At 70.0% G+C, this 24,895-nt stretch carries 16 protein-coding genes; 6 read left to right on the top strand and 10 right to left on the bottom strand.

The genetic code is table 11. The annotated features are described in order from the left end of the window. Positions 1–40: 40 nt before the first annotated feature. The 10 genes from LZ495_RS15255 to LZ495_RS15210 form a co-directional block, all read right to left on the bottom strand. Positions 41–1,687, bottom strand: coding sequence for an ABC transporter substrate-binding protein (locus LZ495_RS15255; protein WP_235052733.1), 1,647 nt, complete (start codon positions 1,685–1,687; stop codon positions 41–43). Positions 1,688–2,115: 428 nt separating this feature from the next. Further along, entirely contained in the window at positions 2,116–3,732 is a 1,617-nt protein-coding gene (locus LZ495_RS15250) for an ABC transporter substrate-binding protein (protein WP_235052732.1), read from the bottom strand. A 359-nt stretch (positions 3,733–4,091) separates the two neighbouring features. Then, positions 4,092–5,642 (bottom strand): ABC transporter substrate-binding protein, encoded by a 1,551-nt coding sequence (locus LZ495_RS15245; RefSeq protein WP_235052731.1) that lies wholly within the window; start codon positions 5,640–5,642, stop codon positions 4,092–4,094. Between the two features lie 201 nt (positions 5,643–5,843). Then, entirely contained in the window at positions 5,844–7,301 is a 1,458-nt protein-coding gene (locus LZ495_RS15240) for an ABC transporter substrate-binding protein (RefSeq protein ID WP_235052730.1), read from the bottom strand. A 302-nt stretch (positions 7,302–7,603) separates the two neighbouring features. Further along, entirely contained in the window at positions 7,604–9,238 is a 1,635-nt protein-coding gene (locus LZ495_RS15235; RefSeq protein ID WP_235052729.1) for an ABC transporter substrate-binding protein, read from the bottom strand. A gap of 357 nt (positions 9,239–9,595) precedes the next feature. Beyond that, positions 9,596–11,197, bottom strand: coding sequence for an ABC transporter substrate-binding protein (locus LZ495_RS15230; protein WP_235052728.1), 1,602 nt, complete (start codon positions 11,195–11,197; stop codon positions 9,596–9,598). Between the two features lie 414 nt (positions 11,198–11,611). Next, positions 11,612–12,640, bottom strand: a complete 1,029-nt coding sequence (locus tag LZ495_RS15225; RefSeq protein WP_235052727.1) for an ABC transporter ATP-binding protein — start codon at positions 12,638–12,640, stop codon at positions 11,612–11,614. Continuing rightward, a complete protein-coding gene (locus tag LZ495_RS15220) occupies positions 12,637–13,944 on the bottom strand; it encodes an ABC transporter ATP-binding protein (RefSeq protein WP_235052726.1) in 1,308 nt (435 codons plus the stop codon). Before LZ495_RS15220 ends, LZ495_RS15225 begins: the two co-directional genes overlap by 4 nt. Before the next feature lie 38 nt (positions 13,945–13,982). Continuing rightward, the gene (locus LZ495_RS15215) at positions 13,983–14,891 is read right to left on the bottom strand and encodes an ABC transporter permease (RefSeq protein ID WP_235052725.1); all 909 of its coding nucleotides are present in this window, start codon (positions 14,889–14,891) and stop codon (positions 13,983–13,985) included. Next, complete coding sequence (locus tag LZ495_RS15210; protein WP_235052724.1) at positions 14,888–15,856, bottom strand: ABC transporter permease; 969 nt, start codon at positions 15,854–15,856, stop codon at positions 14,888–14,890. Before LZ495_RS15210 ends, LZ495_RS15215 begins: the two co-directional genes overlap by 4 nt. Positions 15,857–16,504: 648 nt before the next feature. On the opposite strand from LZ495_RS15210, the gene LZ495_RS15205 reads away from it, so the two are divergent. The 6 genes from LZ495_RS15205 (at position 16,505) to LZ495_RS15180 (ending at position 24,820) form a co-directional block, all read left to right on the top strand. Continuing rightward, the gene (locus LZ495_RS15205; RefSeq protein ID WP_235052723.1) at positions 16,505–17,815 is read left to right on the top strand and encodes an ammonium transporter; all 1,311 of its coding nucleotides are present in this window, start codon (positions 16,505–16,507) and stop codon (positions 17,813–17,815) included. Further along, positions 17,812–18,150 (top strand): P-II family nitrogen regulator, encoded by a 339-nt coding sequence (locus LZ495_RS15200; protein WP_235052722.1) that lies wholly within the window; start codon positions 17,812–17,814, stop codon positions 18,148–18,150. Before LZ495_RS15205 ends, LZ495_RS15200 begins: the two co-directional genes overlap by 4 nt. A 186-nt stretch (positions 18,151–18,336) precedes the next feature. Beyond that, positions 18,337–20,673 carry a [protein-PII] uridylyltransferase gene (locus LZ495_RS15195; RefSeq protein ID WP_235052721.1) on the top strand — a complete coding sequence of 779 codons (2,337 nt, stop codon included), beginning with the start codon at positions 18,337–18,339 and terminating at the stop codon, positions 20,671–20,673. A 119-nt stretch (positions 20,674–20,792) separates the two neighbouring features. Next, the gene (gene ffh / locus LZ495_RS15190; protein ID WP_235052720.1) at positions 20,793–22,328 is read left to right on the top strand and encodes a signal recognition particle protein; all 1,536 of its coding nucleotides are present in this window, start codon (positions 20,793–20,795) and stop codon (positions 22,326–22,328) included. Positions 22,329–22,425: 97 nt separating this feature from the next. Beyond that, entirely contained in the window at positions 22,426–22,974 is a 549-nt protein-coding gene (locus tag LZ495_RS15185) for a GNAT family N-acetyltransferase (protein WP_235052719.1), read from the top strand. A gap of 91 nt (positions 22,975–23,065) precedes the next feature. Next, positions 23,066–24,820 carry an alkyl sulfatase dimerization domain-containing protein gene (locus LZ495_RS15180; RefSeq protein ID WP_235052718.1) on the top strand — a complete coding sequence of 585 codons (1,755 nt, stop codon included), beginning with the start codon at positions 23,066–23,068 and terminating at the stop codon, positions 24,818–24,820. Positions 24,821–24,895: the final 75 nt, after the last annotated feature.

Raw genomic sequence — 24,895 nt, 5'->3', positions numbered from 1 at the left:
GTCGCGCCCTGCCGGGCCGTGCCGCGCAGCGCGGGCCGGCCTACTTGAAGCCGATCCGGTCCATGAAGACGACGCCGGTGTTGTACTGCTCGACACCGGTGACCTTCTTGGAGTAGATCGGGCCGATCAGCGACTCGGCGTACACCCAGACCGGCAGGTCGGCGATCATCGCCTTCTGCAGCTCGGCGTAGGCCGCCTTGCGGGCCGCCGGGTCGGTGCTGGCGCGGCCGGCCTCCAGGGCCGCGTCCGCCGCCGGGCTGCGCCAGCCCACGAAGTTGAGCAGGCTCTTCGAGTGGAACGAGTTGAACAGGACCGGCTCGGGGTCCACGTTCCACTGCTGGAACAGCATCGCGGTGAAGTCGCGCTGGATCGCGTACTTCTGGATGTACTGGCCGATCTCCAGCGACTGGATCTTCATGGTGACGTTCTTCATCTGCGCCAGGCGGCTCTGCATGTACTCCGCCACCGCCTGCGAGGACGGGTTCTGCGGGATGAGGAAGTCGAAGGAGAGGGGCTTGCCCTCGGCGGCGAGCGCGTCGAGCAGCTGCTGCGCCTTCTCCTTGTTCTGCGCCGGCTGGACCGCGGTCGGGTCGAAGAACTGCGACGACTCGTTGAAGTAGCTCTTCGCCGGGACGTACCCGTTGTTGAGCTGCTTCGGGATGTCCGCCGGGTCGAAGGCCAGCGACAGCGCCTGGCGGGCCCGGATGTCGTCGAACGGCGGCTTGTTCATGTTGAACTGGATCATCTGGCCGCCGAGGTCGGCCATCTTCTGGACCTGCAGCTCCTTGGCGGCCTCTTCCAGGCGCGCGCCGTCCGAGCTGTGGAAGATGTCCGCACCGCCGGACTTCACGGTGTTGTACTGCTGCTTGATGTCCGGGACGTTCTTGATGACGACTTCGTCGACCTTGGGCAGGCCCTTGTCCTTCTGCCAGTAGTTCGGGTTCTTCACGAACTCCTGGTGGCTGCCGCGGACCCAGTTCTTCAGCATGAACGGGCCGGCGCCGACCGGGTTCTGGCCGGCCTGGTCGATGCCCTTGCTGATCGCCGAAGGCGCTTCGATGTACGTCAGCTCGGTGGCGACGGTGCGGTCGAAGTTCGGGTTCGGGCCGGTCAGGTTGGTGATCTTGACGGTGGTCTCGTCGACCACCTCGGTCTTGATCATCATGGCCGCGGCGCGGTGCAGGGACTGGGTCTCCGCCTTGCCGTGCGCCTCGTAGTTGATCTTGACGGCCTCGGCGTTGAACGGCGTGCCGTCGCTGAACTGCACGCCGGGGCGCAGCTTCAGGGTCCAGGTGGCGCCGTTGTCGGCGGTCGACAGCGACTCGGCCAGGTGCGGCTTGACCGCGCCGGTCTTGGTGTCGATGTAGAACATCGGGTCGTAGAGCGCGGCGAGGCGGGGCTCGTCCGCGACCGCGACGTAGGAGGTGCGGAACACGTCCAGGCTCTTGGAGTCCTGGACGGCGAGCATGGTGAGCTTGCCGCCGTTCTTGGGGGTGCCCCCCGTCTCGCTGTTCCCGCCGCTCTTCTTGTCGCTGTCGCCGCCGCAGGCGGTCGCGGTCAGGGCGACGGCCGCGAGGCCTGCCACCACGGTGCCGCGGGCGCGCAGCCGGGCGAGGCCGGTTCGGCCGTTCGCCGCGGGTATTGCCGTGCTGATGGTGCGTCGTGCTGCCGTGCGTCGTGCTGACACCGTCTTGCCACCTCCGCCGAGAACATGACGACCGGACAGGGGCCGGTCGGATTGTGCTGTCGTGCTTGTGGAGCCTTGGCCGTGCAGGTCGTACAGGTCGAGCAGTCGTACAGATCGAGCAGTCGAGCAGGTTGTGCAGGTCGTGCAGATTGTGCTGGTCGAGCGGGTCATGAGCCGGCGAAGCGCCGCCCCCCACACGTGTGCGACAGATCACGGATCTTGTGCGCTGGGGGCCACCGTAAGAGCAGTTGCCCCAACATGCACGCATCCGAAGCCGATCTGTTACACAGTCAAGTTTCTTTGTCGTTTCCCGGACATGCAGCAGCGCCCCTCCGTTCGACGGAGGGGCGCTGCGCGGTCACCCGAGGTGACGCCTCGTCAGTTCCCGCGGTGCGGCCGGGGCCGCGGGGGTGCGGGGCGGGGCCGGCCTACTTGAAGCCGATCCGGTCCATGAACATGACGCCCGAGTTGTAGTGCTCGATGCCGGTCACCTTGTCGTTGAAGATCGGCCCGTTCGAGGACTCCGCGTACACCCACATGGGCAGCTCGTCCACGAGCGCCTTCTGCAGCTCGGAGTAGGCCTGCTTGCGGACCGCGGGGTCCGAGCTCTGCCGGCCCTTGTCGAGCGCGGCGTCGGCGGCCGGGCTGTTCCAGCCGATGACGTTGAACATGCTCTTGGAGTACAGCGAGCTGTAGAGGGTCGGCTCGGGGTCGACCACCCACTGCTGGAAGAGCATGCCCTGGAACTCGCGGCTGATCGCGTACTTCTGGATGTACTGGCCGATCTCCACCGCGTCGATCGTCATGTTGACGTTCTTGAAGGTGCGCAGCCGGCTCTGCATGAACTCGGCGACCTTCTGCGACGACGGGTTGAGCGGCACCAGGTAGGAGAATTCGAGCTTCTTGCCCTCGTTCGCCAGTTCGTCGAACAGCCGCTGCGCCTCGGCGGTGTTCTGCGCCGCCTGGGAGATGTTCGGGTCGGCGAACACGCCGGCCGCGTTGAAGAATCCCTTGGCCGGCACATAGCCGTTGTCGAGCGTGGCCGGGATGTCCGCGGGGTTCAGCGCCAGCGTGACCGCCTTGCGCGCCCGGATGTCGTCGAACGGCGGCTTCTTCATGTTGAACTGCATCATCTGGCCGCCGTCGGTCTTGAACTCCGACGCGTTGAGCTCCTTGCGGGCCTTCTCCAGGAGCTTCTGGTCCGAGCTGACGAACAGGTCGGCCTGCCCGGACTTAACGCTCGCGAACTGCTGCTGGATGTCGGCCAGCAGCTTGACCGAGAACCCGTCCAGCTTGGGCAGGCCCTTGTCCTTCTGCCAGTAGTTCGGGTTCTTGACGAAGACCTGCTCGGAGCCGCGCGTCCAGCTCTTGAGCATGAACGGTCCGGCGCCGACCGGGCTGCCCTGGTACGTCTCCGCACCCTTGTCGAGCGCCGACGGCGCCTCGATGTACGGCAGTTCGATCGCGATGGCGCGGTCCAGGTTGGGGTTGGGCGCGCCCTGCGGGGTGAGCTTCAGTGTCAGCGGGTCGACGACCTCGGTCTTGAACGTGGCCGCCGCGCCGATGTGCACGGACCTGGTCGCGAAGTTGGCGTGCATGTCGTAGTTCTTCTTGACCGCTTCGGCATTGAAGGGCGTGCCGTCGCTGAACTGCACGCCCGGCCGCAGCTTCATGGTCCAACTGGCGCCGTTGTCGGTGGTGGCAAGCGATTCGCCCAGGTGGGCCGCGACCTTCTTGCTCTTCCCGTCGATGTAGAACAGCGGGTCGTACAAGGCCGCGAGGCGCGGCTCGTCCGCGACCGCGACATTGGACGTGCCGAAGGGGTCGAGCCGCGCGGAGTCCTGCACCGCGAGCATCCGCAAGGTGCCGCCGGGCTTCGCCTCGGCGGTGGCCCCCTGGTTCGGGGGCGCGGGCTCCTTGTCCTTCTTGTCCTCGCTGCATGCGGTGGCCGCGAGCCCCAAGGCCACCAGGGCCGCGACGACACCGCTGCCGCGGCGGCGGGCCGACTTGCCGAACCCGGGTCGTGCCGTACGTCGTGCTGACACCGTTCTTGCCTCCTCCTGGCGAGTACGTGGCGGCCGGACAGGGGCCGGCCTGATCGTGCTGCCGTGCGGTTCCCGGGCCGCCGGGGCGGCCTGGGGGATGGAGCGTGTGCAAGGTGTGCTGGGTGTGCAGTGCGGTCGTGCGGAAGTACGAACGTGCGGGTGTGCAGAGGTACCGATGTGCAGGTGGTGCGTGGTGATGTCCGGCCACCGTAGGCGGCGGATGCGGTGAAGACACGCCGCGACGCGAATCTGTTACATCGTCAGATTCGGATGTGCCACTGATCAACGGCACGCGCAGTAGCGGGTGGTGCCGCGGAGCCCTGCGGCAAGCGGCCGGAGGGCTCCGCGGCACCCGTGGGTCAGGACTTGGTGACCCGGTCCATCAGCATGCCGCCGTCCTGGACGCCGACGATGCCGGTGACCTTCGGACCGGCCACGATGACTGTGACCGCCTCCTGGTACGCGACCACCGGGAAGTCGGTGACCAGCGCCTTCTGCAGCTGCGCGTACGCGGTCTTGCGCACCGCCTCGTCGGCGCTCGCCCGGCCGGCCAGCAGCGCCTGGTCCACGACCTCGTTCTTGTAGCCCATGAAGTTCTCCGGGCTCTTCGACATCAGCAGCTTGAACATGATGGGCTCTGGGTCGCTGGCCCAGACCTGGTACAGCGCGGCCTGGTAGTCGCGCTGGATGTTCAGCTTGTTCGTGTACTGCTTGACGTCGATCTTCTCGAGCTTGACCTCGACACCCTTGAACCCGTTGAGCGCCGTCATGGTGTACTCGGCGGTCTTGTTGGACGCCGGGTTGTCCGGCACCAGGTAGGTGAACTTCACCGGCTTGCCCTCGGCCGCCAGCGTGTCGAAGAGCTGCTGCGCGGCCGCCTTGTCGGGGGCCGGCTGCACCGCGGACGCGTCGAAGAAGCGGTCCTTGGAGTTGAAGATGCCCTTCGCGGGCACGGCGGTGCCCCCGAAGACCGTCTCGTTCAGGTTCGCGGGGTCCAGGGCCAGTGCGACCGCCTGGCGGGCCCGCGGGTCGTCGAAGGGCGGCTTCGTGCTGTTGAAGGCCATCATCTGGCCGCCGTCCAGCGTGAACGGGGTGAGCGCGAGGCCGTCCTTCTTGGCGTTCGCGGTCTTCTCCGGGTCGATGGTGAAGAACGCGTCGGCGCCGCCCGCCTTGACGGTGTTGAGCTGCTGGGCGATGTCCGGCAGCACCTTGATGACCAGCTTGTCCAGGGCCGGCTTGCCGGCGCCCTGCCAGTACGTCGGGTTCTTCTCGAACACCATCTGCGAGCCCTTGTCCCACTGCTTGAGCAGGAACGGCCCCGCACCCACCGGCTTCTCGCCCTTCGGGTCCTCGGCCAGCGACTTGGGCGAGGCGATGTAGGTGAGCTCCAGCGCGATCAGCCGGTCCAGATTGGCGTTCGGCGCCAGCGGCTTGATGCGCAGGGTCAGCGGGTCGACGACCTCACTGGTCAGGCTCGCCGCGGCGGCTATGTGGTAGCTGCCGGTCTCCTTCTTGGCGTGCATGTCCCAGTTGGCCTTGACGGCCTCGGCGTTGTAGTCCGTGCCGTCGCTGAACTTCACCCCGGACTTGATCTTCAGGGTCCAGGTGGCGCCGCCGTCGTCCGTGGTCAGGCTCTCGCCGATGTGCGGGACGATCTTGTTGGTGCCGTTGTCGGTGTAGAACAGCGCGTCGTACACGGCCAGCATGCGGTTGAGGTCGGTGACCGCCGCGTAGGTGGCGTGGAACGGCTCGAACTGACGGGCGTCCGACACGGCCAGGATGGTCAGGGACTTGTCCCCGCCCTTCGCTCCCGAACCGCCGTCGTCGCTGTCGCCGCAGCCGCTCAGTCCCAGGGCCAAGGCCCCGGCAGCGGCCAGTGCGGCCGCCTTCTTCATGTGGTTCTTCCGCATGCGACTCCTCCAGGTCACATAGGGACTGCGCCGGCCGACAGGCCGGCGCCCTGGCGGCCCGCACGGCACCCGCCGGCCGGGCATCCGGCGCAGCGGGTGGTGTTCCGGCGGGCCGCCGGCACAAGGGCGCCTCACAGGCGCGTGGGGCCGGCTACGTCACGGCCTCGTCCTTTCCGCGGGCGGGCACACCGCGCCGCCGGGTCACTTCCGCATCCCGATCCGGTCGAACAGCAGCACGCCGTCGTTGAACAGCTGCAGGCCGGTGACCCGCGGAGCGCAGACGTACGCGGCGACCGCTTCCTGGTACACGTAGAACGGCAGGTCCTTGTTGAGCTGCACCTGGACCTTCGTGTACGCCTGGGCGCGCTGCTCCTGGTCGCTGGTGTTCCGCGCCTCGGTCAGCGCCTGGTCGACGAGCGGGCTGTTGTAGCCCATGACGTTGCTGTACATGGCCTTGGAATGCAGGAACTGGTAGAGCCCGGGCTCCGGGTCGTCGGCCCACAGCTGGAAGACCGCGGCATCGAAGTTCGCATCGAGCGACGTGCGCTTGATGAAGTTCGGGATGTCCTCGACCGCGACGTTCATGGTCACGGTGTTCTTGGACGTCTCCTCGACCCGGCTCTTGATGTACGCCGCGATGGTCTCGGCCTTGGGGCTGCGCGGCACGACGTACGTCAGGCTGAGCGGCTTGCGGCCGTTCTGGGTGGCCTTCGCGAACAGCGTGGCGGCTTCCACCGGGTCGTTCTCCGGCGAGGCGAGAAGGACGTTGGCCAGCGGCGAGGACGAGTCGAAGATGCCCTTGGCGGGTGCGCCGATGCCGTTGTAGAAGCGCTTGTCGATCTCCAGCGAGTTCAGCGACAGCACCACGGCGCGCCGCAGGTCCGGGTTGGCGAACGCCTCGTCGGCCCGCATGTTGAAGACGATCATGAGACCGCCGTTCAGCGGGATGTCGCCCACCGACAGGCCGCGGTCCCGGGCCTCCTCGATGAGCAGCATGTCGGTGCTCACCGTGATGTCGGCATCGCCCGCATCGATCATCCGGGTGGCCGCGGGAGTGTCGGCGTTCACCCTGAAGACCACCGTGTCCAGGTGCGGCTTGCCCGCGCCGGCCTGCCAGTAGCCGGGGTTGCGGTCCAGCGTCATGTGGGAACCTGCGACCCACTCGCGCAACTTGTACGGTCCCGCGCCGACCGGCTGGCGCTTCGACGCTTCCAGCGCGGCCGGTTCGAGGGTGTTCGGCGACGGGATGAAGTTGAGGAGCCGGGCGACCATGCGGTCGAAGTTGGCGTTCGGCGCGGGCAGCTTGATGCGCAGCCGGAGCTTGTCCTCGACCGTGAGGGTGACGCCGATGAGGGCCGTGGCGCCCACCGAGCGCAGCTTCGCGTCCAGGTGCTTCTGCCACGCGCGCTGCACGGCCTGGGCGTCCAGGTCGGCGCCGTCGGTGAACTTGATGCCCGGCCGCAGCGTGAGCAGCCAGTTGCTCGCATCCCCCTCGGGGGCCAGCGATTCCGCCATCTGGGGCTGGATGGTCCCGGTGGCCGGGTCGCTCCACACCAGCACGTCGTACAGCGCGGACAGGCGGCTGCCGTCCGCGACGTTGCTCGCACTTGCGGTGTAGGGGTCGAGACCGCGGGCGTCGCCGGGCAGCAGCATGGTCATCGTCCCCCCCTTCCGCGGTGTTCCGTTCGGGTCGGGGGCTGTTCCGGTCGATGGTGAACACGCGGCCAGGACCGCGAGCACGGCCGCGAGGCAGCCGATCCGCATCGTCCGCAGGCTTCTTCGCCTGCGCGTCCCCCATTTACGGTCGTGCCGAATCACGGACTTCTGACCTCCACCTGTGTCGTGGCCTTGCTGCGGATGTGCGCCTTGCGGCCCCGCGCGCCCTTGCGGGCGCGCGGGGTCTGGTGCTCGTCGTGCAGGAAGTGCTCGCGGTGCGGTGGTGCGAAGCCGTGCGCCCAGGACTACCGGCGCAGTCCGATGACGTCCCAGTGGATGAGTCCGTCGTTGAACAGTTCGAGGCCGGTGACCTTCGAGGTGTACAAGGCGGCCGCGGCGGCCTCCTGGTAAACCCAGAAGGGCAGGTCCTGGTTGAGCCGCATCTGCACCTGCGTGTAGTAGTCCCGACGGGCGTCGGTGTCGGTCTGCAGGCGCGCGGCGGCCAGGGACTTGTCGACCTCCGGGCTTTCGTAGCCGGAGGAGTTGGCCAGGCTCTGGCTGTGGATCGTGTCCCAGATACCGGGCTCCGGGTCGTCGATCCACTGCTGGCCGACGGCCGCGTCCCAGGGCAGGCCCTTGCGCACGGTCTTGATGTAGGTGGGGATGTCCACCTGTTCGATGGTCATCTTCACGCCGGGGTAGGCGCTCAGCTTCTGCTGGATGAACCGGGCCACGTCCACGGTGGTGGGTGCGGACGGGCTGATGTAGCGGAACTCGAACGGCTTGGTGCCGTTCGCGGTGATCTCGTTCCAGAGCTTGCGGGCCGTCTCGGGGTCGTTCTCGGGCGCCGACAGCTGGACGCTGGCGAGCGGCGAGGACGAGCTGAAGATGCCCTTGGCAGGTGTACCGGTGCTGTTGTAGAAGCGCTCATTGATCTCCGCGCTGCTCAGCGAAAGCACCATGGCGCGGCGCGCCTTCACGTCGGAGAACGGCCCGACCTTGGTGTTGAACAGCACCATCGCGCCGCCGTTCAGCTGCAGCGCCTCGACGCCCAGGCCGCGGTCCTTGCCGGCCTTGATGTTCTCCGGGTCGACGGTGAGCATCAGGTCGGAGGACTTCCCGATCCCGTCGACGCTGCGCTTGACGTCGATGTCGACCCGGATGACCACCTCGTCGAGGTAGGGGAGCCCCTTGTCCTTCTGCCAGTAGTTCTGGTTCCGGACGTAGCGCTGGGACTCGCCCTGCTTCCACTCGGTCAGCAGGAACGGGCCGGCGCCCACCGGAGTGGTGCGCAGCTTCTGCACATTCTCCGGCTTGAGCGCCTCGGGGGAGACGATGAAGGACAGATTGCGCGCGACCAGGCGGTCGAAGTTCGCGTTCCGGCCCTTGAGCGTGATGAGCAGCCGCAGCGGGTCCGCGGGGTCCACCGTGGTCTGCCCGTGGTCGATGGTGAACGCCGCCGGGAACTGGAACGACTTCAGTGTGAAGTCGGCGTGCCGGGCCCAGTTCGCCTTGACCGCGGCGGCGTCGTACGGCGTGCCGTCGGTGAACTTGATGCCCGGCCGGATGCGCAGCTCCCACTTGTCGGCCAGCGCGCCGACCGGGACCAGGCTCTCGGCGATCTTCGGCTGGACCGTCCCGGTGGCCGGGTCGGTCCACACCAGGGAGTCGTAGACGGCCGACATGCGGCTGCCGTCCGCGACGTTGACGAACGAGGTCTGCGCCGGGTCGAAGCTCGCCGCGTCGCCGGGCAGGGTGATGGTGAGTGATCCGCCCTTGCGCGGGGTCCCCGCGGGGGAAGGCGGCGATTCGTCGGACGTGCCGCACCCGGCAAGGAGGATGCCCAGGGCGGCGGTGGCGGCGAGGAGACGGCCCCGGCGGAACGAGGTATTCCGCCGGGGAAAAAGGGGTATTCGGGTGTCGCGGGAAGTACGAGTCACTGACGGGCCAACCTTCACCTGACGGGCCGTCCGTTGCAGCGGGCGGCGGTGGTGCGCGGGGCCGAGGCCTCTGCGGACTTCCGTCGGGGGGATGGACGGCCGAAGAGGCTCCGGATTGTGCGTGGTTCGGCTGTGCTTGGTTCCGTGCTTCGTGCTGCCGGGCTCCGGTACGGACGGTACGGAGGAGCCCGGTCGTGCCGCGGTGCCCGCCGTGGGCCGGCCCCCCGCTCCGCGGGTACAGGGGGCCGGGCGGCGCGCGGCATGCGTCGTCCGGCTTCTCTGCGGTCCTCGGGGCTGCCCCTTTCTACTGCTTGTCGTCGGTGCGGTCCATCTCGGTCCGGGCGGTATCCGATGCGGTCACCGCTTCATGCCGATTCGGTCGAAGAGAAAAACGCCGTCGTTGAACATCTGCACACCGGTGACTTTCGACGAGAAAACCCCTACGGCGACGGCCTCTTGGTACACCCACAGCGGCATGTCCCGGTTGAGCGCCAGCTGCACCTGCGTGTAGGCGTCGCGCCGGGTCCCGATGTCGGTCGCCACGCGGCCGCGCTGCAGCGCTTCGTCGACCTGGGGGTTGTTGTAGAAGCAGCAGTTGCCCGGGTCGCCGCCCTTGAGGAAGCCGTACAGCCGCGGCTCGGGGTCGTCGATCCAGATCTGGTCGACCTTGACGTCGAACCGGCGTTCCACGTTGGACCGGTAGATGAACGCGGGAAGGTCGAGCGCCTCGACGGTCAGCTTGACGCCCGGGTACTTGGCGAGCGTGGTCTGCACGTACTGCGCGATCTTGACGGTGGCCGGGGTGTTCGGGATGACCAGCGTGGCGGTCAGCGGCTTGGTGCCGTCGGCGGTCACCTTCGCGAACAGCCGGGCGGCTTCCGCGGGGTTGTTGTCCGGCGCGGCCAACTGCACGTTGGCCAGCTGGCTGGAGCCGGAGAACAGGCCGCGGGCGACCGTGCCGGTGCCGTCGAAGATCTGCTGGTTGATCGCCGCGCCGTCGAGCGCGTAGGCGGTCGCGCGGCGCGCATCGGCGTCCGCGAACGGGCCCTTGGCGGTGTTGAAGGAGAGCATCTGGCCGCCCGAGAGGGTGACCGCCTCACGGCCCAGGTTCTCGCGCTGCGCAGCCGCGGCGACCAGCGGGTCCACGGTCACCGAGACGTCCGCGTCGCCGCTCTTGATGGCCGCCGTCATGTTCGCCGGGTTCGGGTCGACCCTGAAGACGACCCGGTCCAGGTACGGCGCACTGGCCTTCCAGTAGCGCGGGTTGCGTTCCAGCGTCAGGGACTGGCCCTTGACCCAACCGCCCGGCGCCATCACGAACGGCCCCGCGCCCACCGGCTCTTCGGCCGACTTGCCGCCCGCTATCGCCTTGGGCGAGGCGATGAAGGTGAGGTGCCGGGCCACCATGCGGTCGAAGTTCGCATTGGGCTTGGGCAGGGTGATCCGCAGGTTGCGGGCGTCCACGACCTCGGTGGTCACGCCCAGCACCGCGCCGAGCTGCTCCGACTTGAACTCCGGCTGCGCGTGCCGGTCCCAGTTCGTCTTGACGGCTTGTGCATCGAACGGCTCGCCGTCGCTGAACCTGATGTCCGGACGCAGCGTCAGCATCCAGGTCTTGGCGACGGCGTCGGTGGGCACGAGGTTCTCGGCGAGCTGCATCTGCACGGTGCCGGTGGACGGGTTCGTCCACACGAGCATGTCGTACAGCGCGGCCATCCGGTTTCCGTCGGTCACGTTGATGTAGCTGGCCGTGAACGGGTCGAGGCCGCGGGCCTCGCCGGGCAGCAGCACGGTCATCGTGCCGCCCTGCCTGGGGGTGCCGGCCGCCAGCGGCGTGCCGCCGTCCGAACCGCAGCCCGCGGTCAGGACGAGGCCGGCGGCGGCGAGGAGGAGGAGCGGCTTGCGGAGCCTGCCGAACGTGCGGCGGGCCGGGCGGTGCGGGGGTCGTGCGTGTACCACTGCTGACGGGTCCTAACGCGTTGCCCGGTCGGCGGGGCCGACCGGTGGTGCCGGTGGAGGTGCGGACGTGCGGCGTGCGGGACGTGCTGTGGTGGTGCGCGGTGCGGGTGCTGCGGTGCTGCGGGGATGGCGTCCTGCGGTGATGCCGGGTGTCGCGTGGTGCAGGGCGGTGTACGGGTGCCGGAGTGACACGTGTCCTATAACGGCGTTACAGGGCAGGCGTGCGTCTTCCGGACGGTTGGCGGCGATTTGGCGCCCCCGCCGGGAAAGCCGTCCGCCGGGTCGCGCGGCCCTGGAGCTGCGCGGCCCGGCGGACGGCCGGTGTACCGGTTGTGCTGCGCTGATTGCCGGTGCTGCGTGTACCGAGGTGCGATTCGTGCGGTCCGTACGGTGCGGGCGGCGCCCGCGAGCCGGTCAGGACGCGGCGGCGACCGGCTCCTCGTTGTCCCCGACGAGCGGGAAGTGGCAGGCCACCCGGTGCCCCGGGGCGACCTCGCGGAGCTGCGGGACCTCGGTCTCGCAGCGCTCACTGGCCAGCGGGCAGCGGGTCCGGAACCGGCACCCGCTGGGCGGGTTCATGGGCGAGGGGATCTCGCCCTTCAGCGCCGGACCGGCGTGCGCGGCACCCGGGTTCGGGGCCGGCACCGCGTCCAGGAGGGCCCGCGTGTACGGGTGCGCCGGGCTGTCGTAGATGGCGTCCGTGTCGCCGGTCTCGCAGATCGTGCCCAGGTACATCACCGCGACGTCGTCGCTGATGTTCCGGACCACCGCGAGGTCGTGCGCCACGAAGATCATCGAGACCCCGGTGGACGACTTCATGTCGTCCAGCAGGTCCAGCACCTGGGCCTGCACCGACACGTCCAGCGAGGCCACCGGCTCGTCGCAGATGAGCAGGTCCGGGTTGACGACCATGGCCCGCGCGATCGCGATGCGCTGGCACTGGCCGCCGGAGAACTGGTGCGGCCGGCGCTCCGAGACCAGCGCCGGGTCGAGACCGACCTTGCGCAGCATGGCCTCGACACGCGGTCCGATCTCGTTCTCCGGCACACCGGAGATGACCAGGCCCTCGGCGACGATGTCCTTGATCTTGCGGCGCGGGTTGAGCGCCGAGATCGGGTCCTGGAACACCATCTGGATGCGGCGGCGCATGACGCGCAGCCCTTCCTTGGACAGCTTGGTCAGGTCCTGGCCGTCGAAGACCACCGAGCCCGCGGTGGGCTTGGTGAGCTGCAGGATGGCCCGGGCCAGCGTCGACTTGCCGCAGCCGGACTCGCCGACCAGGCCGAGCGTGCGGCCGCGCTGCAACCGGAAGTCCACGCCGGCGACCGCGTTCATCACGCCGCCGGGCACCCGGAAGCTCTGGATCAGCCCGGCCACGTCGAGCAGGACGTCGTCGTCGGCCGCGGGCGCGGGGACCGCGTCCTCCTTGGTCTTGGCGGTCATGCCGAGACCTCCTTCGTCAGACTCGTCTCCTCGGCCTCGCCGTCGTCGGCCTTGCCGGCCGCTTCCGCCTTCTCGGCCGTCTCGGCCTCGTCAGCATCGTCGGCAGCCTCGACCGGCTCGGCAGTCTCGGCGTCGTCGGTCTTCTCGACCGCCTCGGCCTTTTCCGCCTTCTCGGCCGTCTCGACCTTCTCGACCGCCTCGGCCTTCTCGGTCTTCTCGACCTTTTCGGTCTTCTCGGCCTTCTCGGCCGTCTCGACCTTTTCGGTCTTGCCCGAGTCCACCGCGGCCGAGCCGTCCACCGGGTGGTGGCACGCGAACAGGTGCAGGACGTCGCCGTTCGAGATCATCGCCGGCTGCTCGGTGCGGCAGAGGTCGTCCGCCGCCCCGCAGCGGCCCGCGAACGCGCAGCCGCCCTTGAACGTCACCAGGTCCGGCGGGGTGCCCGGGATGGGCTTCGGCCGCTGCGACTTGGGCACGTCCAGACGCGGCACCGCGGCGAGCAGCGCCTCGGTGTACTGGTGCTTGCGCTGCGCGAACAGCGCCTCGGTGGGCGACTTCTCCACCATGCGCCCGGCGTACATGACCGCGATCTCGTCGGTACGCCCGGCCACCACGCCCAGGTCGTGGCTCACCAGGATCATGCCCATGCCGCGGTCCGCCTGGATCTCCTCCAAGAGGTCCAGGATCTGCCGCTGCACGGTCACGTCCAGTGCGGTGGTCGCCTCGTCCGCGATCAGCAGGTCCGGGTCGCAGGCCAGCGCCATCGCGATGGTGACGCGCTGGCGCATGCCGCCGGACAGCTGGTGCGGGTACTGCTTGGCGCGCTTCTCCGGCTCCGGGATGCCGACCAGCTTGAGCAGGTCGACGGCCCGGGTCTTGGCGTCCGCGCGGGATATGGAGGTGTGCTCGCGCATCGACTCGGTCAGCTGGCGCTCGATGCGCACGACCGGGTTGAGCGAGGTCATCGGGTCCTGGAACACCATCGCGATGCGGTTGCCCCAGATGCTCCGCGCCTTCTTGCGCGGGATCCCGACCAGTTCGGCGCCGTTCAGCTTGACGCTGCCGCTGATCTCGGCGATCGCCGGGCTGATGCCCATGAGCGAGCGCACCAGCATCGACTTGCCCGAGCCGGACTCGCCGACCAGGCCCAGGGTCTCGCCGTTGCCGATCCGGAACGACACGCCGTCGACCGCTTTGAGCACGCCCCGCGGGGTGTTCAGGTGGACTTTGAGGTCCTCGACCTCGAGCAGCGGCGGTTCCGTGACAGCGGAGGTCGACGCGCCCTCGTCCTTCTTCCGTTCCATGAATACGGTCCCGTCTTTCGAGACTAGGGTCTGGCCGACTAAAGGTTGGAGTCGCGCACGTCGAACTTGGACCGCAGGCGGTCGCCGATGACGTTCAGCGAGAACACCGTCAGGAAGAGCACGGCGCAAGGCACGAACACCTGGCCCGGGTAGGTCTCCAGGTTGTCCTTCTCCTTGTAGACCATGCCGCCCCAGCTGGGCTCGGGGTCCGGGACGCCGACGCCCAGGAACGACAGCGAGCCTTCCGCGACGATCATGATGGCCATGACGATGACCGCGTACGACAGGATCGTCGCGACGGTGTTCGGCATGAGCTCCTTGAACATGATCCGGCCGGGCCTGGCACCCATCGCCTTGGCCACCACCACGTATTCGCGCTTCGACTGGGCGATCGCGTTCGCCTTCGTCAGCCGGTAGAAGCCGGGGACGGTGAGGACCGCGAGGCCGATCGTGATGGTCCACACGCTCGGCGGCTTGAGCACCGAGGCGAGCATGAGGAGCAGCAGCAGCGGCGGGAACGCGAGCAGCGCGTCCGCGAAGATGTCGATGACCGTCTCGGCGGTGCCGCGGAAGTACGCGGACACCAGGCCGAGCAGGCCGCCGAGCAGGATGCCGAAGGCCACCGGGATCGTCGAGACGATCAGCGAGGTGCGCGCGCCGGCCGCGATACGGGACAGCGTGCTGCGGCCGAGGTAGTCGGTGCCGAGGAACTCCGGCCACGACTGGAACGGCGGCAGGTGCGCGTCGCCGACCGGGCGGTCGTACTCCGCAGGCAGCAGGTCCGCGAAGACCACCATCGCGAGCACGAGGCTCAGCCACGTGACGGCCAGCCACCACAACAGGCCGGCACGCTTCTTCTTGCCCTTGCGCTCGGCGGCCGCTTCCGCGGGCGTCTCGACGCCGGACTCGGTCAGGCCGAGGCTGTTCTCGGTTTCGACGAGGCTCATCGCGCCCTCACTCTCGGGTCGATCAGCATGTACGCGACGTCGACCAGGGTGTTGAGCAGGACGTAGCCGACCGCGATGACGACCACGGTGCCCTGCACGGTCGGGATGTCGTTGCTGGTGATCGCACCGACGATGCTCTGCCCGAGGCCCGGGATGCCGAAGTAGAACTCGACGATGACCGTGCCGCCGATGAGCCGGCCCAGGGTCAGGCCGGAGATCGTGATGAGCGAGAACGACGACGGCCGAAGCGCGTGCCGGAAGAGCACATACGGTGCCGACATGCCCTTGGAACGCGCGGTGAGGATGTAGTCCTCCTGCAGCGTGCCGAGCATGTCACTGCGCAGCAACCGCTGGAACTGCGGTATTTCCGCCAGAGCGAGCACGATCGCCGGGAGCATCAGCGTCTCGATGTTCGCGGAGAGCGACTCGGAGGCCTTGGTCCAGCCCTGGTTCGGGAAGACCTGGCCGAGTTTGCCCGGCGCGGCGAAGAGATAGACCAGCAGGATCGAGCTGATGAACGGCGGGATGGCCAGAAGTCCGGAGGACAGGCCACCCAGGAACTTGTCCGGGAGTCGGCCCGCCTTGGCCGCCGCCCACACGCCCAACGGCACGGCTACCGCCAATGCCAGGAGGAGCGACACGAGGGCGAGTTCGAGAGTGACCGGATAGCGTTCCTTGATGCTGTCCGCCACCGGGGTGTCGGTCGCCATCGAGGTGCCGAAGTCGCCGGTGACGGCGTCTGCGACCCACCTTCCGTAGCGCTCGTACAGCGGGTCGTCGTATCCGTACTGTGCTTCGAGCCGCTTGACATCCTCAGGGGTCATGTCGGCACTGAGCTTGGGTCCCACCGGGGTCGCGGACGGATCGCCGAGTTTCAGCATGTCCGGCATGGCGGTGGTGGCGAGCGTGACCAGGAACAACACCGGTATCAGATGGAGGACCTTGCGACCGAGCAGGCGCCACACGACGGCGTCACCCCCTCTCGCAGGTCTGGTCGGCTGACAGGTATTTGGGACACATGGGACGCGCGCGATGACGGGAGCGATTCCGGCTGGTGACACGTGCCATGACGGTCCGTCAGTTAAGCGCGGTGATTAATTACGGCAGTGAGTGCGATCAATGTCAATGCATTCGAGTGATCCGTCTCACCGTGCCCGCCAGGCTTTGCCAACCGTTCGGTGGGAGTTTTCGCATCCCTCCTGACCAGTGGTGATTGGGCTGTGCCCGGCGGATCTGACGGAATGTCATTCCATACGGCTGCGTAGGGCTGCGTAGGTCCGAGAGAGGCGGCCGCACGGCCGGCGCCCCTCGCGCGCGCGGGCGCGCCACGCGCGCGCCATGTCACAGAGCCGCCCGCCCGCGGCGGCACCCCGGCGGCGGGAGTGCCCCGGGACGCCGCCGAGCCTGCCATGTGCGGCCCATGTGCGGCGCGAACTGGCCTGCGGGGACCCGGACATCCGGCCATGCGGAGCCGTTCACGTCCCCGAAACACTCGTGCGGGAACCGTCACCCGTGCGAAACACGCCGCGACACGCCGTGAAACCTCACGCCTCGAAGGTTCTTCCCATGAGCCCCCGGAGGTCGGCCGGGGACACGGAGAAGAGAGGCAGAGTATGGACACGGGTAACACCGCTTTCGTACTCCTGTGCGCCGCACTGGTCATGCTCATGACGCCCGGGCTGGCGTTCTTCTACGGCGGCATGGTCCGCGTGAAGAGCGTCCTGAACATGCTGATGATGTCGTTCATCTGCCTGGCGGTCGTGACCATCCTGTGGGTGCTGTACGGGTTCTCGATGGCCTTCAGCACGGACGCGTTCGGCGGCCTGGTCGGCAACTTCGACTGGGCGGGCATGGGTGACCTGGGCAAGGAGAAGCTGTGGGACGGCTACACCGTCCCGATCGTCGCCTTCGCGATCTTCCAGCTGATGTTCGCCATCATCACCCCCGCGCTGATCAGCGGTGCGGTCGCGGACCGCGTGAAGTTCGTGTCCTGGGCGGTCTTCGTGGCCCTCTGGGTCACGATCGTGTACTTCCCGGTCGCGCACTGGGTCTGGGCGGCCGACGGCTGGCTGTTCAAGGAAGGCGTGATCGACTTCGCGGGCGGTACCGCGGTCCACATCAACGCCGGTATCGCGGCGCTCGCCCTGGTCCTGGTGGTCGGCAAGCGCGTCGGCTTCAAGCGCGACCCGATGCGCCCGCACAACCTGCCGTTCGTCATGCTCGGCTGCGGCCTGCTGTGGTTCGGCTGGTTCGGCTTCAACGCCGGCTCCTGGCTCGGTGCGGACGGCGTCACCGCCGCGGCCGCGATCAACACCCAGGTGGCCACCGCCGCCGCGATCATCGGCTGGCTGACCCTGGAGAAGATCCGGGACGGGCACTTCACCACGCTGGGTGCCGCGTCCGGTGCGGTCGCCGGCCTGGTCGCCATCACCCCCGCGTGTGGTGCGCTCAGCCCGGTCGGCTCGATCGTCCTGGGCCTGGTCGCCGGTGCGGTCTGCGCCGCCGCGGTCGGCCTGAAGTACAAGCTGGGCTACGACGACTCGCTCGACGTCGTCGGCGTCCACCTGGTCGGCGGCATCATCGGCTCCATCGCCCCGGGCCTCCTGGCCACCGGCAAGGTGCAGAGCGACGTCGAGGGCCTCTTCTACGGCGGCGGCACCGACCAGCTGGTCAAGCAGCTCACCGGCGTCGGCGCGGTGCTCGGCTACTCGTTCGTGGCCACGTTCGTCATCGCCATGCTCATCAAGGTCACCATCGGCTGGCGCATCAGCGAGGACGACGAGGTCAGCGGCATCGACCAGGTCGAGCACGCCGAGACCGGCTACGACTTCGCCGGCCTGGGTGGCTCGGTCGGCCGTACCAGCACGACCGTGGGCGCGCCTGCTGCCGCTGCCCCCGCGGCGGAGACGAAGGTGGACGCATGAAGCTGATCACCGCGGTCGTCAAGCCGCACCGGCTCGACGACGTCAAGAACGCCCTCCAGGCCTACGGGGTGCACGGGCTCACCGTCACCGAGGCCAGCGGCTACGGCCGGCAGCGCGGCCACACCGAGGTCTACCGCGGTGCGGAGTACCAGGTCGACCTGGTGCCGAAGGTCCGCATCGAGGTCGTCGCGGACGACGACGACGCGGACGAGCTGCTCGAGGTGATCGTCAAGGCGGCCCGGACCGGCAAGATCGGCGACGGCAAGGCCTGGGTGGTTCCGGTGGAAAGTGTGGTCCGGGTCCGTACCGGGGAACGTGGACCGGAAGCGCTCTAAGGCCACCCCGCCGCTCACCGATCCGCCCGGATCCCCCGGACCGCCGGTCCCCGCCGGCGTCCACCGGATCCGAAGGAACAAGAACGGCACACGCACCATGCGGCAGACGCAGGCCCGCACCGCCATCCGGCGGGCGGGCTTGCGTCGTCCGCGTTCCGACGCCCGCGACCTCGAGGAGGGGCGCCCGTGGTGGACCCGAACCCGTCGACCGTCCGCTTCACCCGCAGCCGCGAGGAACTCCTCGCCGACCCCGCAGGCGGCGGCCCCGAACGCCGCCGCGCCCTCGCCGCCCTCGCCGACCGCTGGCTGACCGGGCTGCTGGAGGACGCCGGCGCCGACCGCACCGGGATCGCACTGGTCGCGGTGGGCGGCTACGGCCGCCGCGAACTGTCCCCGGGCAGCGACCTCGACGTCCTGCTGCTGCACGACGGCCGCGGCGACATCGCCGCCCTCGCCGACTCCGTGTGGTACCCGGTGTGGGACGCCGGCATCGCCCTCGACCACTCGGTGCGCACCCCGGACGAGGCCCGCCGGGCCGCCGACGACGACCTCCGCGTGCACCTCGGCCTCCTGGACGCCCGGCACGTGGCCGGCGATGCCGCCCTCACCGCCCAGGTCCGCACCGCCGCGCTCACCGCGTGGCGCACCCAGGCTCCCAAGAAGCTGCCCGCGCTCCTGGAGTCCGGCGCCGAACGCGCCGAGAAGCACGGCGAACTGGCGTTCCTCCTCGAACCCGACCTCAAGGAGGCCCGCGGCGGGCTGCGCGACGCCGCCGCCCTGCGCGCGGTGGCCGCCTCCTGGGTGGCCGACGCACCGCACGAGGAGGTCGATGCGGCCCGCACCACCCTCCTCGACGTCCGCGACGCGCTGCACCTGACCACCGGACGGGCCGGCGACCGGCTGCTGCTCCAGGAGCAGGACCCGGTGGCCCGCACCCTCGGCCTGCTGGACGCCGACACCCTGCTGCGCCGCGTCTCGGAGTCCGCCCGGGCCCTCGCGTACGCCTCCGACGTCACCTGGCGCGAGGTCAACCGGGTGCTCGCGGCCCGCACCGGACCGGTCCGGCGCGTGCTGCGCGGCCGGACCGCCGGACCCGAGCGTCGCCCGCTCGCCGAGGGCGTGGTCGAGCACGGCGGCGAGGCGGTCCTCGCGCACGGTGCCCAGCCGGCCCGCGACCCCGGGCTGCTGCTCCGCGCCGCGGCCGCCGCCGCGCAGGCCGGACTCCCGCTGTCCCGGCACGCGGTGGACCGGCTCGCGGTCGAATGCCCGCCGCTGCCCGACCCCTGGCCGCCCGCGGCCCGCGAGTCCTTCGTCGCGCTGCTCGGCGCCGGGCGCAGCGCCCTGCCGGTCTGGGAGGCGCTCGAATCGCGCCGCCTGGTCACCCGGCTGCTGCCGGACTGGGAACGCGTGCGCTGCCGCCCGCAGCGCAACGCGGTGCACCGCTTCACCGTGGACCGGCACCTGGTCGAGACCGCAGTGCAGGCCGCCGCGCACACCCGCCGGGTGGCCCGCCCCGACCTGCTGCTGGTCGCCGCGCTGCTGCACGACGTGGGCAAGGGCTGGCCGGGCGACCACAGCCTCAGCGGCGAGGTCATCGCCCGCGAGGCCGCCACCCGGATGGGCTTCGCAAAGGACGACGTCGACGTCATCGCCACACTGGTCCGGCACCACCTGCTGCTCGTCGACACCGCCACCCGCCGCGACCTGGACGACCCGCTCACGGTCTCCGGCTTCGCCGAGGCGGTCGGCGGCCTGGAGACGCTCGAACTCCTGCACGCGCTCACCGAGGCGGACGCCGCCGCGACCGGGCCGGCCGCGTGGAGCGCGTTCCGCGACGCGCTGTGCCGCGACCTGGTGGCCCGGGCCCGGGCCGTGCTCGCCGGGCGGCCCGCAGCCGCCGCACAGCCCATCGACACCGCCCGGCTGCGGCTGGCCGGCAAGGCCGAGGGCGGCTTCGCGGTCACCCTGGAGCCGCTGTCGTACGGCGCCGAGGTCACCGTGGCCGCCCCGGACCGGGTCGGCCTGCTGGCGCTGGCCGCCGGGGTCCTGGCCCTGCACCGGCTCACCGTGCGCTCCGCGGTCGCCGACGTGGTGGACGGCACCGGCATCACCGTGTGGACCGTGGAGACCGAGTTCGGCGCGCTGCCCGACCCGGCCGCGGTACGCGAGGACGTGCGCCGGGCGCTCGACGGCGGGCTCGACGTCGCGGGCAAATTGGCGCGGCGCGAGGCCGCGTACGCGCCCCGGCGCGGGATGACGCCCGCGCCGCCGCGCGTGGAGGTCGTCCCGGGCGTCTCGGAGACCGCCACGGTCCTCGAAGTGCGCGCCCACGACGGCCCGGGCCTGCTCCACCGGATCGGCAAGGCGCTGGCGGAGGCGCAGGTCAGCGTGCGGCAGGCGCGCGTCAGCACGCACGGCGCCGAGGCCGTCGACGCGTTCTACGTGGTGGACGGCAACGGCGAGCCGCTGGCCGCCGACACCGCCCGCCAAGTGGCCAGGACGCTGGAGAAGGCGCTGTCCTGACCGACCGGCCGGCGCCCCGCGGCCGCCCGCGGGGCCCGGCACCGCCGCCGGGTCGCGCGCGGCCCGGGTAGGCTGGCGGGGACCGTAGACCATCCCGCATACGAAGGACCTCTGCCGACGTGTTCGACACTCTTTCCGACCGCCTCGCAGCGACCTTCAAGAACCTCCGCGGCAAGGGCCGGCTCTCCGAGGCCGACATCGACGCCACCGCCCGGGAGATCCGGGTGGCGCTGCTCGAGGCGGACGTCGCGCTGCCGGTCGTCCGCGAGTTCGTCGCGCACGTCAAGGAGCGGGCGCGCGGCGCGGAGGTGTCGCAGGCGCTGAACCCGGCGCAGCAGATCGTCAAGATCGTCAACGAGGAGCTCGTCCGGATTCTCGGCGGCGAGACGCGGCGCCTGCGGTTCGCCAAGACCGCCCCGACCGTGATCATGCTGGCCGGCCTCCAGGGCGCGGGCAAGACGACCCTCGCGGGCAAGCTCGGCCAGTGGCTCAAGTCGCAGAAGCACTCGCCCCTGCTGGTGGCCTGCGACCTGCAGCGCCCCAATGCGGTCAACCAGCTCAGCGTGGTCGCCGAGCGCGCCGGCGTCGCGGTCTACGCGCCCGAGCCGGGCAACGGCGTGGGCGACCCGGTCAGGGTGGCCCGCGACTCGATCGAGTACGCCCGCACCAAGCAGTACGACGTGGTCGTCGTCGACACCGCCGGCCGCCTCGGCATCGACGCCGAGATGATGCAGCAGGCCGCGGACATCCGCGACGCCGTCAACCCGGACGAGATCCTCTTCGTGGTCGACGCGATGATCGGCCAGGACGCGGTGACCACCGCGCAGGCCTTCCTCGACGGCGTCGGCTTCGACGGCGTGGTGCTCTCCAAGCTCGACGGCGACGCCCGCGGCGGTGCCGCGCTCTCGGTCGCGCAGGTCACCGGCCGGCAGGTCATGTTCGCCTCCAACGGCGAGAAGCTGGACGACTTCGACGCGTTCCACCCGGACCGCATGGCGTCCCGCATCCTCGGCATGGGCGACATGCTCAGCCTCATCGAGATGGCCGAGCAGAAGTACGACGCGGACGTCGCGCTCAAGGCCGCCGAGAAGATCCAGAAGGGCGGCAAGGACTTCACTCTGGAGGACTTCCTCCAGCAGATGGAGCAGGTCAAGAAGATGGGGTCGATCTCCAAGCTTCTCGGCATGCTGCCCGGCATGGGGCAGATGAAGGAGCAGATCGACAGCATCGACGACCGCGACCTGGACCGGGTCGCGGCCATCATCAAGTCGATGACCCCCGGCGAGCGCGACGACCCGAAGATCATCAACGGCTCGCGCCGGGCCCGTATCGCCAAGGGCTCCGGGTGCACGGTCACCGAGGTCAACAACCTCATCGAGCGGTTCTTCGAGGCCCGCAAGATGATGACGTCGATGGCCCGCGGCGGCGGCTTCCCCGGCATGCCGGGCATGGGCGGCGGGGCCAAGAAGAAGGGCAAGGCGCCCAAGCAGGCCAAGGGCAAGCGCCAGTCGGGCAACCCGATGAAGCGCAAGCAGGAGGAGATCGCCGCGGCCCAGCGGCGCGAGGAGCGCGCCGCGGGCGGCTTCGAGCTCCCGGCCGGCGCCGACGCGGGCAAGTTCGAACTGCCGAAGGGATTCGAGGACTACCTCAAGTAGCCCTCGGCACGGCGCTCATGGCCCAGCACACCCCGTTCTCTGTTTCCCGCGGGTCCCGCGCGTCCCGCGGCGGCGCGGCATCCGCCGCGCCGGCGCGGTGAGCGCGGCGTACACCCGGCCCGGCTACCGGGTCGGGATCCGCGCGGCCCGCGAGGACGACGCGCAGGCGTACCGCGAGGCGGTGCTGCGCTCGCTGGAGCACATCGCCGCCTGGAACCCGGCGCGGCCGGACGGCTTCGCCGAGATCCTGGCCGCGCAGGGCGCCGGGATGCGCACGTTCATGGTCGTCGACCTCGCGGACGGCGGCCTGGCCGGCAAGATCACGGTGGCCAACATCGTGCGCGGCGGCTTCCGCAACGCCACGGTCGGCTACGACGCCTACCTGCCGTACGCCGGGACCGGCCGCATGACCGAGGGCCTCGCGCTGGTGGTGGACCGGGCGTTCGCGCCCGCCGACCGCGGCGGCCTGGACCTGCACCGGCTGGAGGTCAACGTGCAGCCGGCCAACCAGCGGTCCATCGCGCTGGCCAAGCGGCTCGGCTTCCGGCACGAGGGCTTCTCGCCGCGGATGATCCACGTCAACGGCGCGTGGCGCGACCACGAGCGGTTCGCGATGACCGCGGAGGAGTGGCCCGGACTGGGCTGAGTCCGCTCCGGGACCGGCCTGCCGCCCCTCTTCCGCCGCCTTGCTTGCCCGTGACAAGCTTCCCGCGGTCCAACCGGAAGGGGAGCAGGTCGTGACAGACAGCCAGCCGACGCCGTACCTCGTGGAGCCGTGCATCCACCCGGAGCTCGCCGCGCACACCGGGCACTTCGAGAAGCGCGTGCACACCGTCGCGGACCGCGTGCACGTCGCGGTGGGCTGGTCGTCCGCCAACGCCGTCTTCGTCGAGGGCCCGGACGGCATCGTGGTCGTCGACACCGGCAGCGGGACCGACCTCGCCGCCGCCATCGAGCCCGAACTGCGCCGGCACCTCAAGGACCCGGACGCCCCGGTCCGCGCGGTCGTCGTCACCCACCACCACCCGGACCACGTCAACGGCCTGCGGCACTGGGTGTCCCCGGAGGCCGCGGCGTCCGGCGAGATCGCGGTGTACGCGCACCGCACGTTCCTGGACAGCCTCACCGACCAGTCCGGCCCCGCGCTGCACATCATGGGCCTGCGCTCGGTCTACTCGCTCGGCAATCTGCTCGGCCCCGCCGACACGGCCGGCATGAACGACGCGGTCGGACCGCACGCGGGCGTCGGGCAGCCGTCGTTCGTCATGCCCACCCACCTCGTGGACGACGAACTCGAGGTCGCCGTCGCGGGCCTGCGGCTGCGCCTCTTCCACAACCCCGGCGAGACCGACGACGCGATCAGCGTGCACGTCCCCGAACTCGGGGTGGTGCTCTGCGGCGACACCATCCAGGGCCCGACGCTGCCCAACATCCACACCCTGCGTGGCTGCCGCTACCGCGACCCCATGCAGTGGGTGCGCAGCATCGACGCACTGCGCGCCTGCCGCGCCGAGCACCTGGTGCCCAGCCACGGGCAGCCGGTCACCGGCGCGGCCGCCGTCGAGGACGTGCTGAGCTTGGAGCGCGACTGCATCCAGTACATCCACGACCAGACCGTGCGCCTGATGAACCAGGGCCTGACCCCGGACGAACTCGCCGACGAGCTCCGGCTGCCCGCGCACCTCGCGGACGCCAAGCCGTACGCCCGCGAGTACTACGGCACCGTCAAGCACACCGTGCGGCAGATCTTCTTCGGCTACCTCGGCTGGTTCGGCGGCGACCCCGTCGACCTCGACCCGCTGCCGCGCCCCGAGCGCGCCCGGCGCACGGTCGAGCTCATGGGCGGCCGCGAGCGCGTCCTCGCGGCAGCGCGCACCGCGTACGAGGCCGACGAGTTCCAGTGGGCCGCGGAACTCGCCACCCACCTCACCCGCATCGACCGCGAGGACACCGAGGCGCGGCAGCTCAAGGCCGCCTGCTTCCGGCGCCGGGGCTATGCGCACATGAACATCAACTGGCGCAACTGGTACCTGAGTTCGGCCGATGAGCTGGAGGGGAGGATCCAGCCGATCCTGCCCTTCATCAACTTCGCGCAGATCTTCGCGCCGCGCGACCTCGTGGCCCGCATCCGCGCCGCCTGGCTCGTCGAGCTCTTCACCACCCGGCTGCGCGCCGAGGACGCCCTGGACACCGACCGCGTCCTCGGCTTCCGCATCACCGGCGGTGAGCACTACGGCACCGAAGAGGTGTCGCTGCACATCCGGCGCGGCGTGGCCCGCTTCGCCGCGTCCCTGCCGGACACCGCGGAGCCGGTCGTCGAACTGACGCGGGCTTCGATGGAGGCCCTGCACCTGGGCACCACCGACCTGGCCGCCGCCCTCGCGGCAGGCAACGCCTCGGTCGTGCGCGGCACGGCCGAGGAGGCCGCGTCGCTGCTGGGCCTCTTCGAACCGATCAAGCCCGAGGTGCCCACCGAGATCACGCTGCGCTGACCGGCGTGCATGCTCCGCGCCCGCCTGCCCCGTCCGACCGGTAACCCGGTTCGAGGGCGGGCGCGGAGCCCGTAC

Source organism: Yinghuangia soli (assembly GCF_021502675.1).
Taxonomy (GTDB): domain Bacteria; phylum Actinomycetota; class Actinomycetes; order Streptomycetales; family Streptomycetaceae; genus Yinghuangia; species Yinghuangia soli.
The sequence above is the reverse complement of the archived record's forward strand: the minus strand, read 5'-3'. Positions and strand labels throughout refer to the sequence as shown.

What these genes read in the sequence shown, in the direction of transcription:
- LZ495_RS15215 (WP_235052725.1), bottom strand. Translation starts at nt 14,891, where the DNA reads ATGAGCCTCGTCGAAACCGAGAACAGCCTCGGCCTGACCGAGTCCGGC.
- LZ495_RS15225 (WP_235052727.1), bottom strand. Translation starts at nt 12,640, where the DNA reads ATGACCGCCAAGACCAAGGAGGACGCGGTCCCCGCGCCCGCGGCCGAC.
- LZ495_RS15245 (WP_235052731.1), bottom strand. Translation starts at nt 5,642, where the DNA reads ATGCGGAAGAACCACATGAAGAAGGCGGCCGCACTGGCCGCTGCCGGG.
- LZ495_RS15205 (WP_235052723.1), top strand. Translation starts at nt 16,505, where the DNA reads ATGGACACGGGTAACACCGCTTTCGTACTCCTGTGCGCCGCACTGGTC.
- LZ495_RS15220 (WP_235052726.1), bottom strand. Translation starts at nt 13,944, where the DNA reads ATGGAACGGAAGAAGGACGAGGGCGCGTCGACCTCCGCTGTCACGGAA.
- LZ495_RS15200 (WP_235052722.1), top strand. Translation starts at nt 17,812, where the DNA reads ATGAAGCTGATCACCGCGGTCGTCAAGCCGCACCGGCTCGACGACGTC.
- LZ495_RS15240 (WP_235052730.1), bottom strand. Translation starts at nt 7,301, where the DNA reads ATGACCATGCTGCTGCCCGGCGACGCCCGCGGTCTCGACCCCTACACC.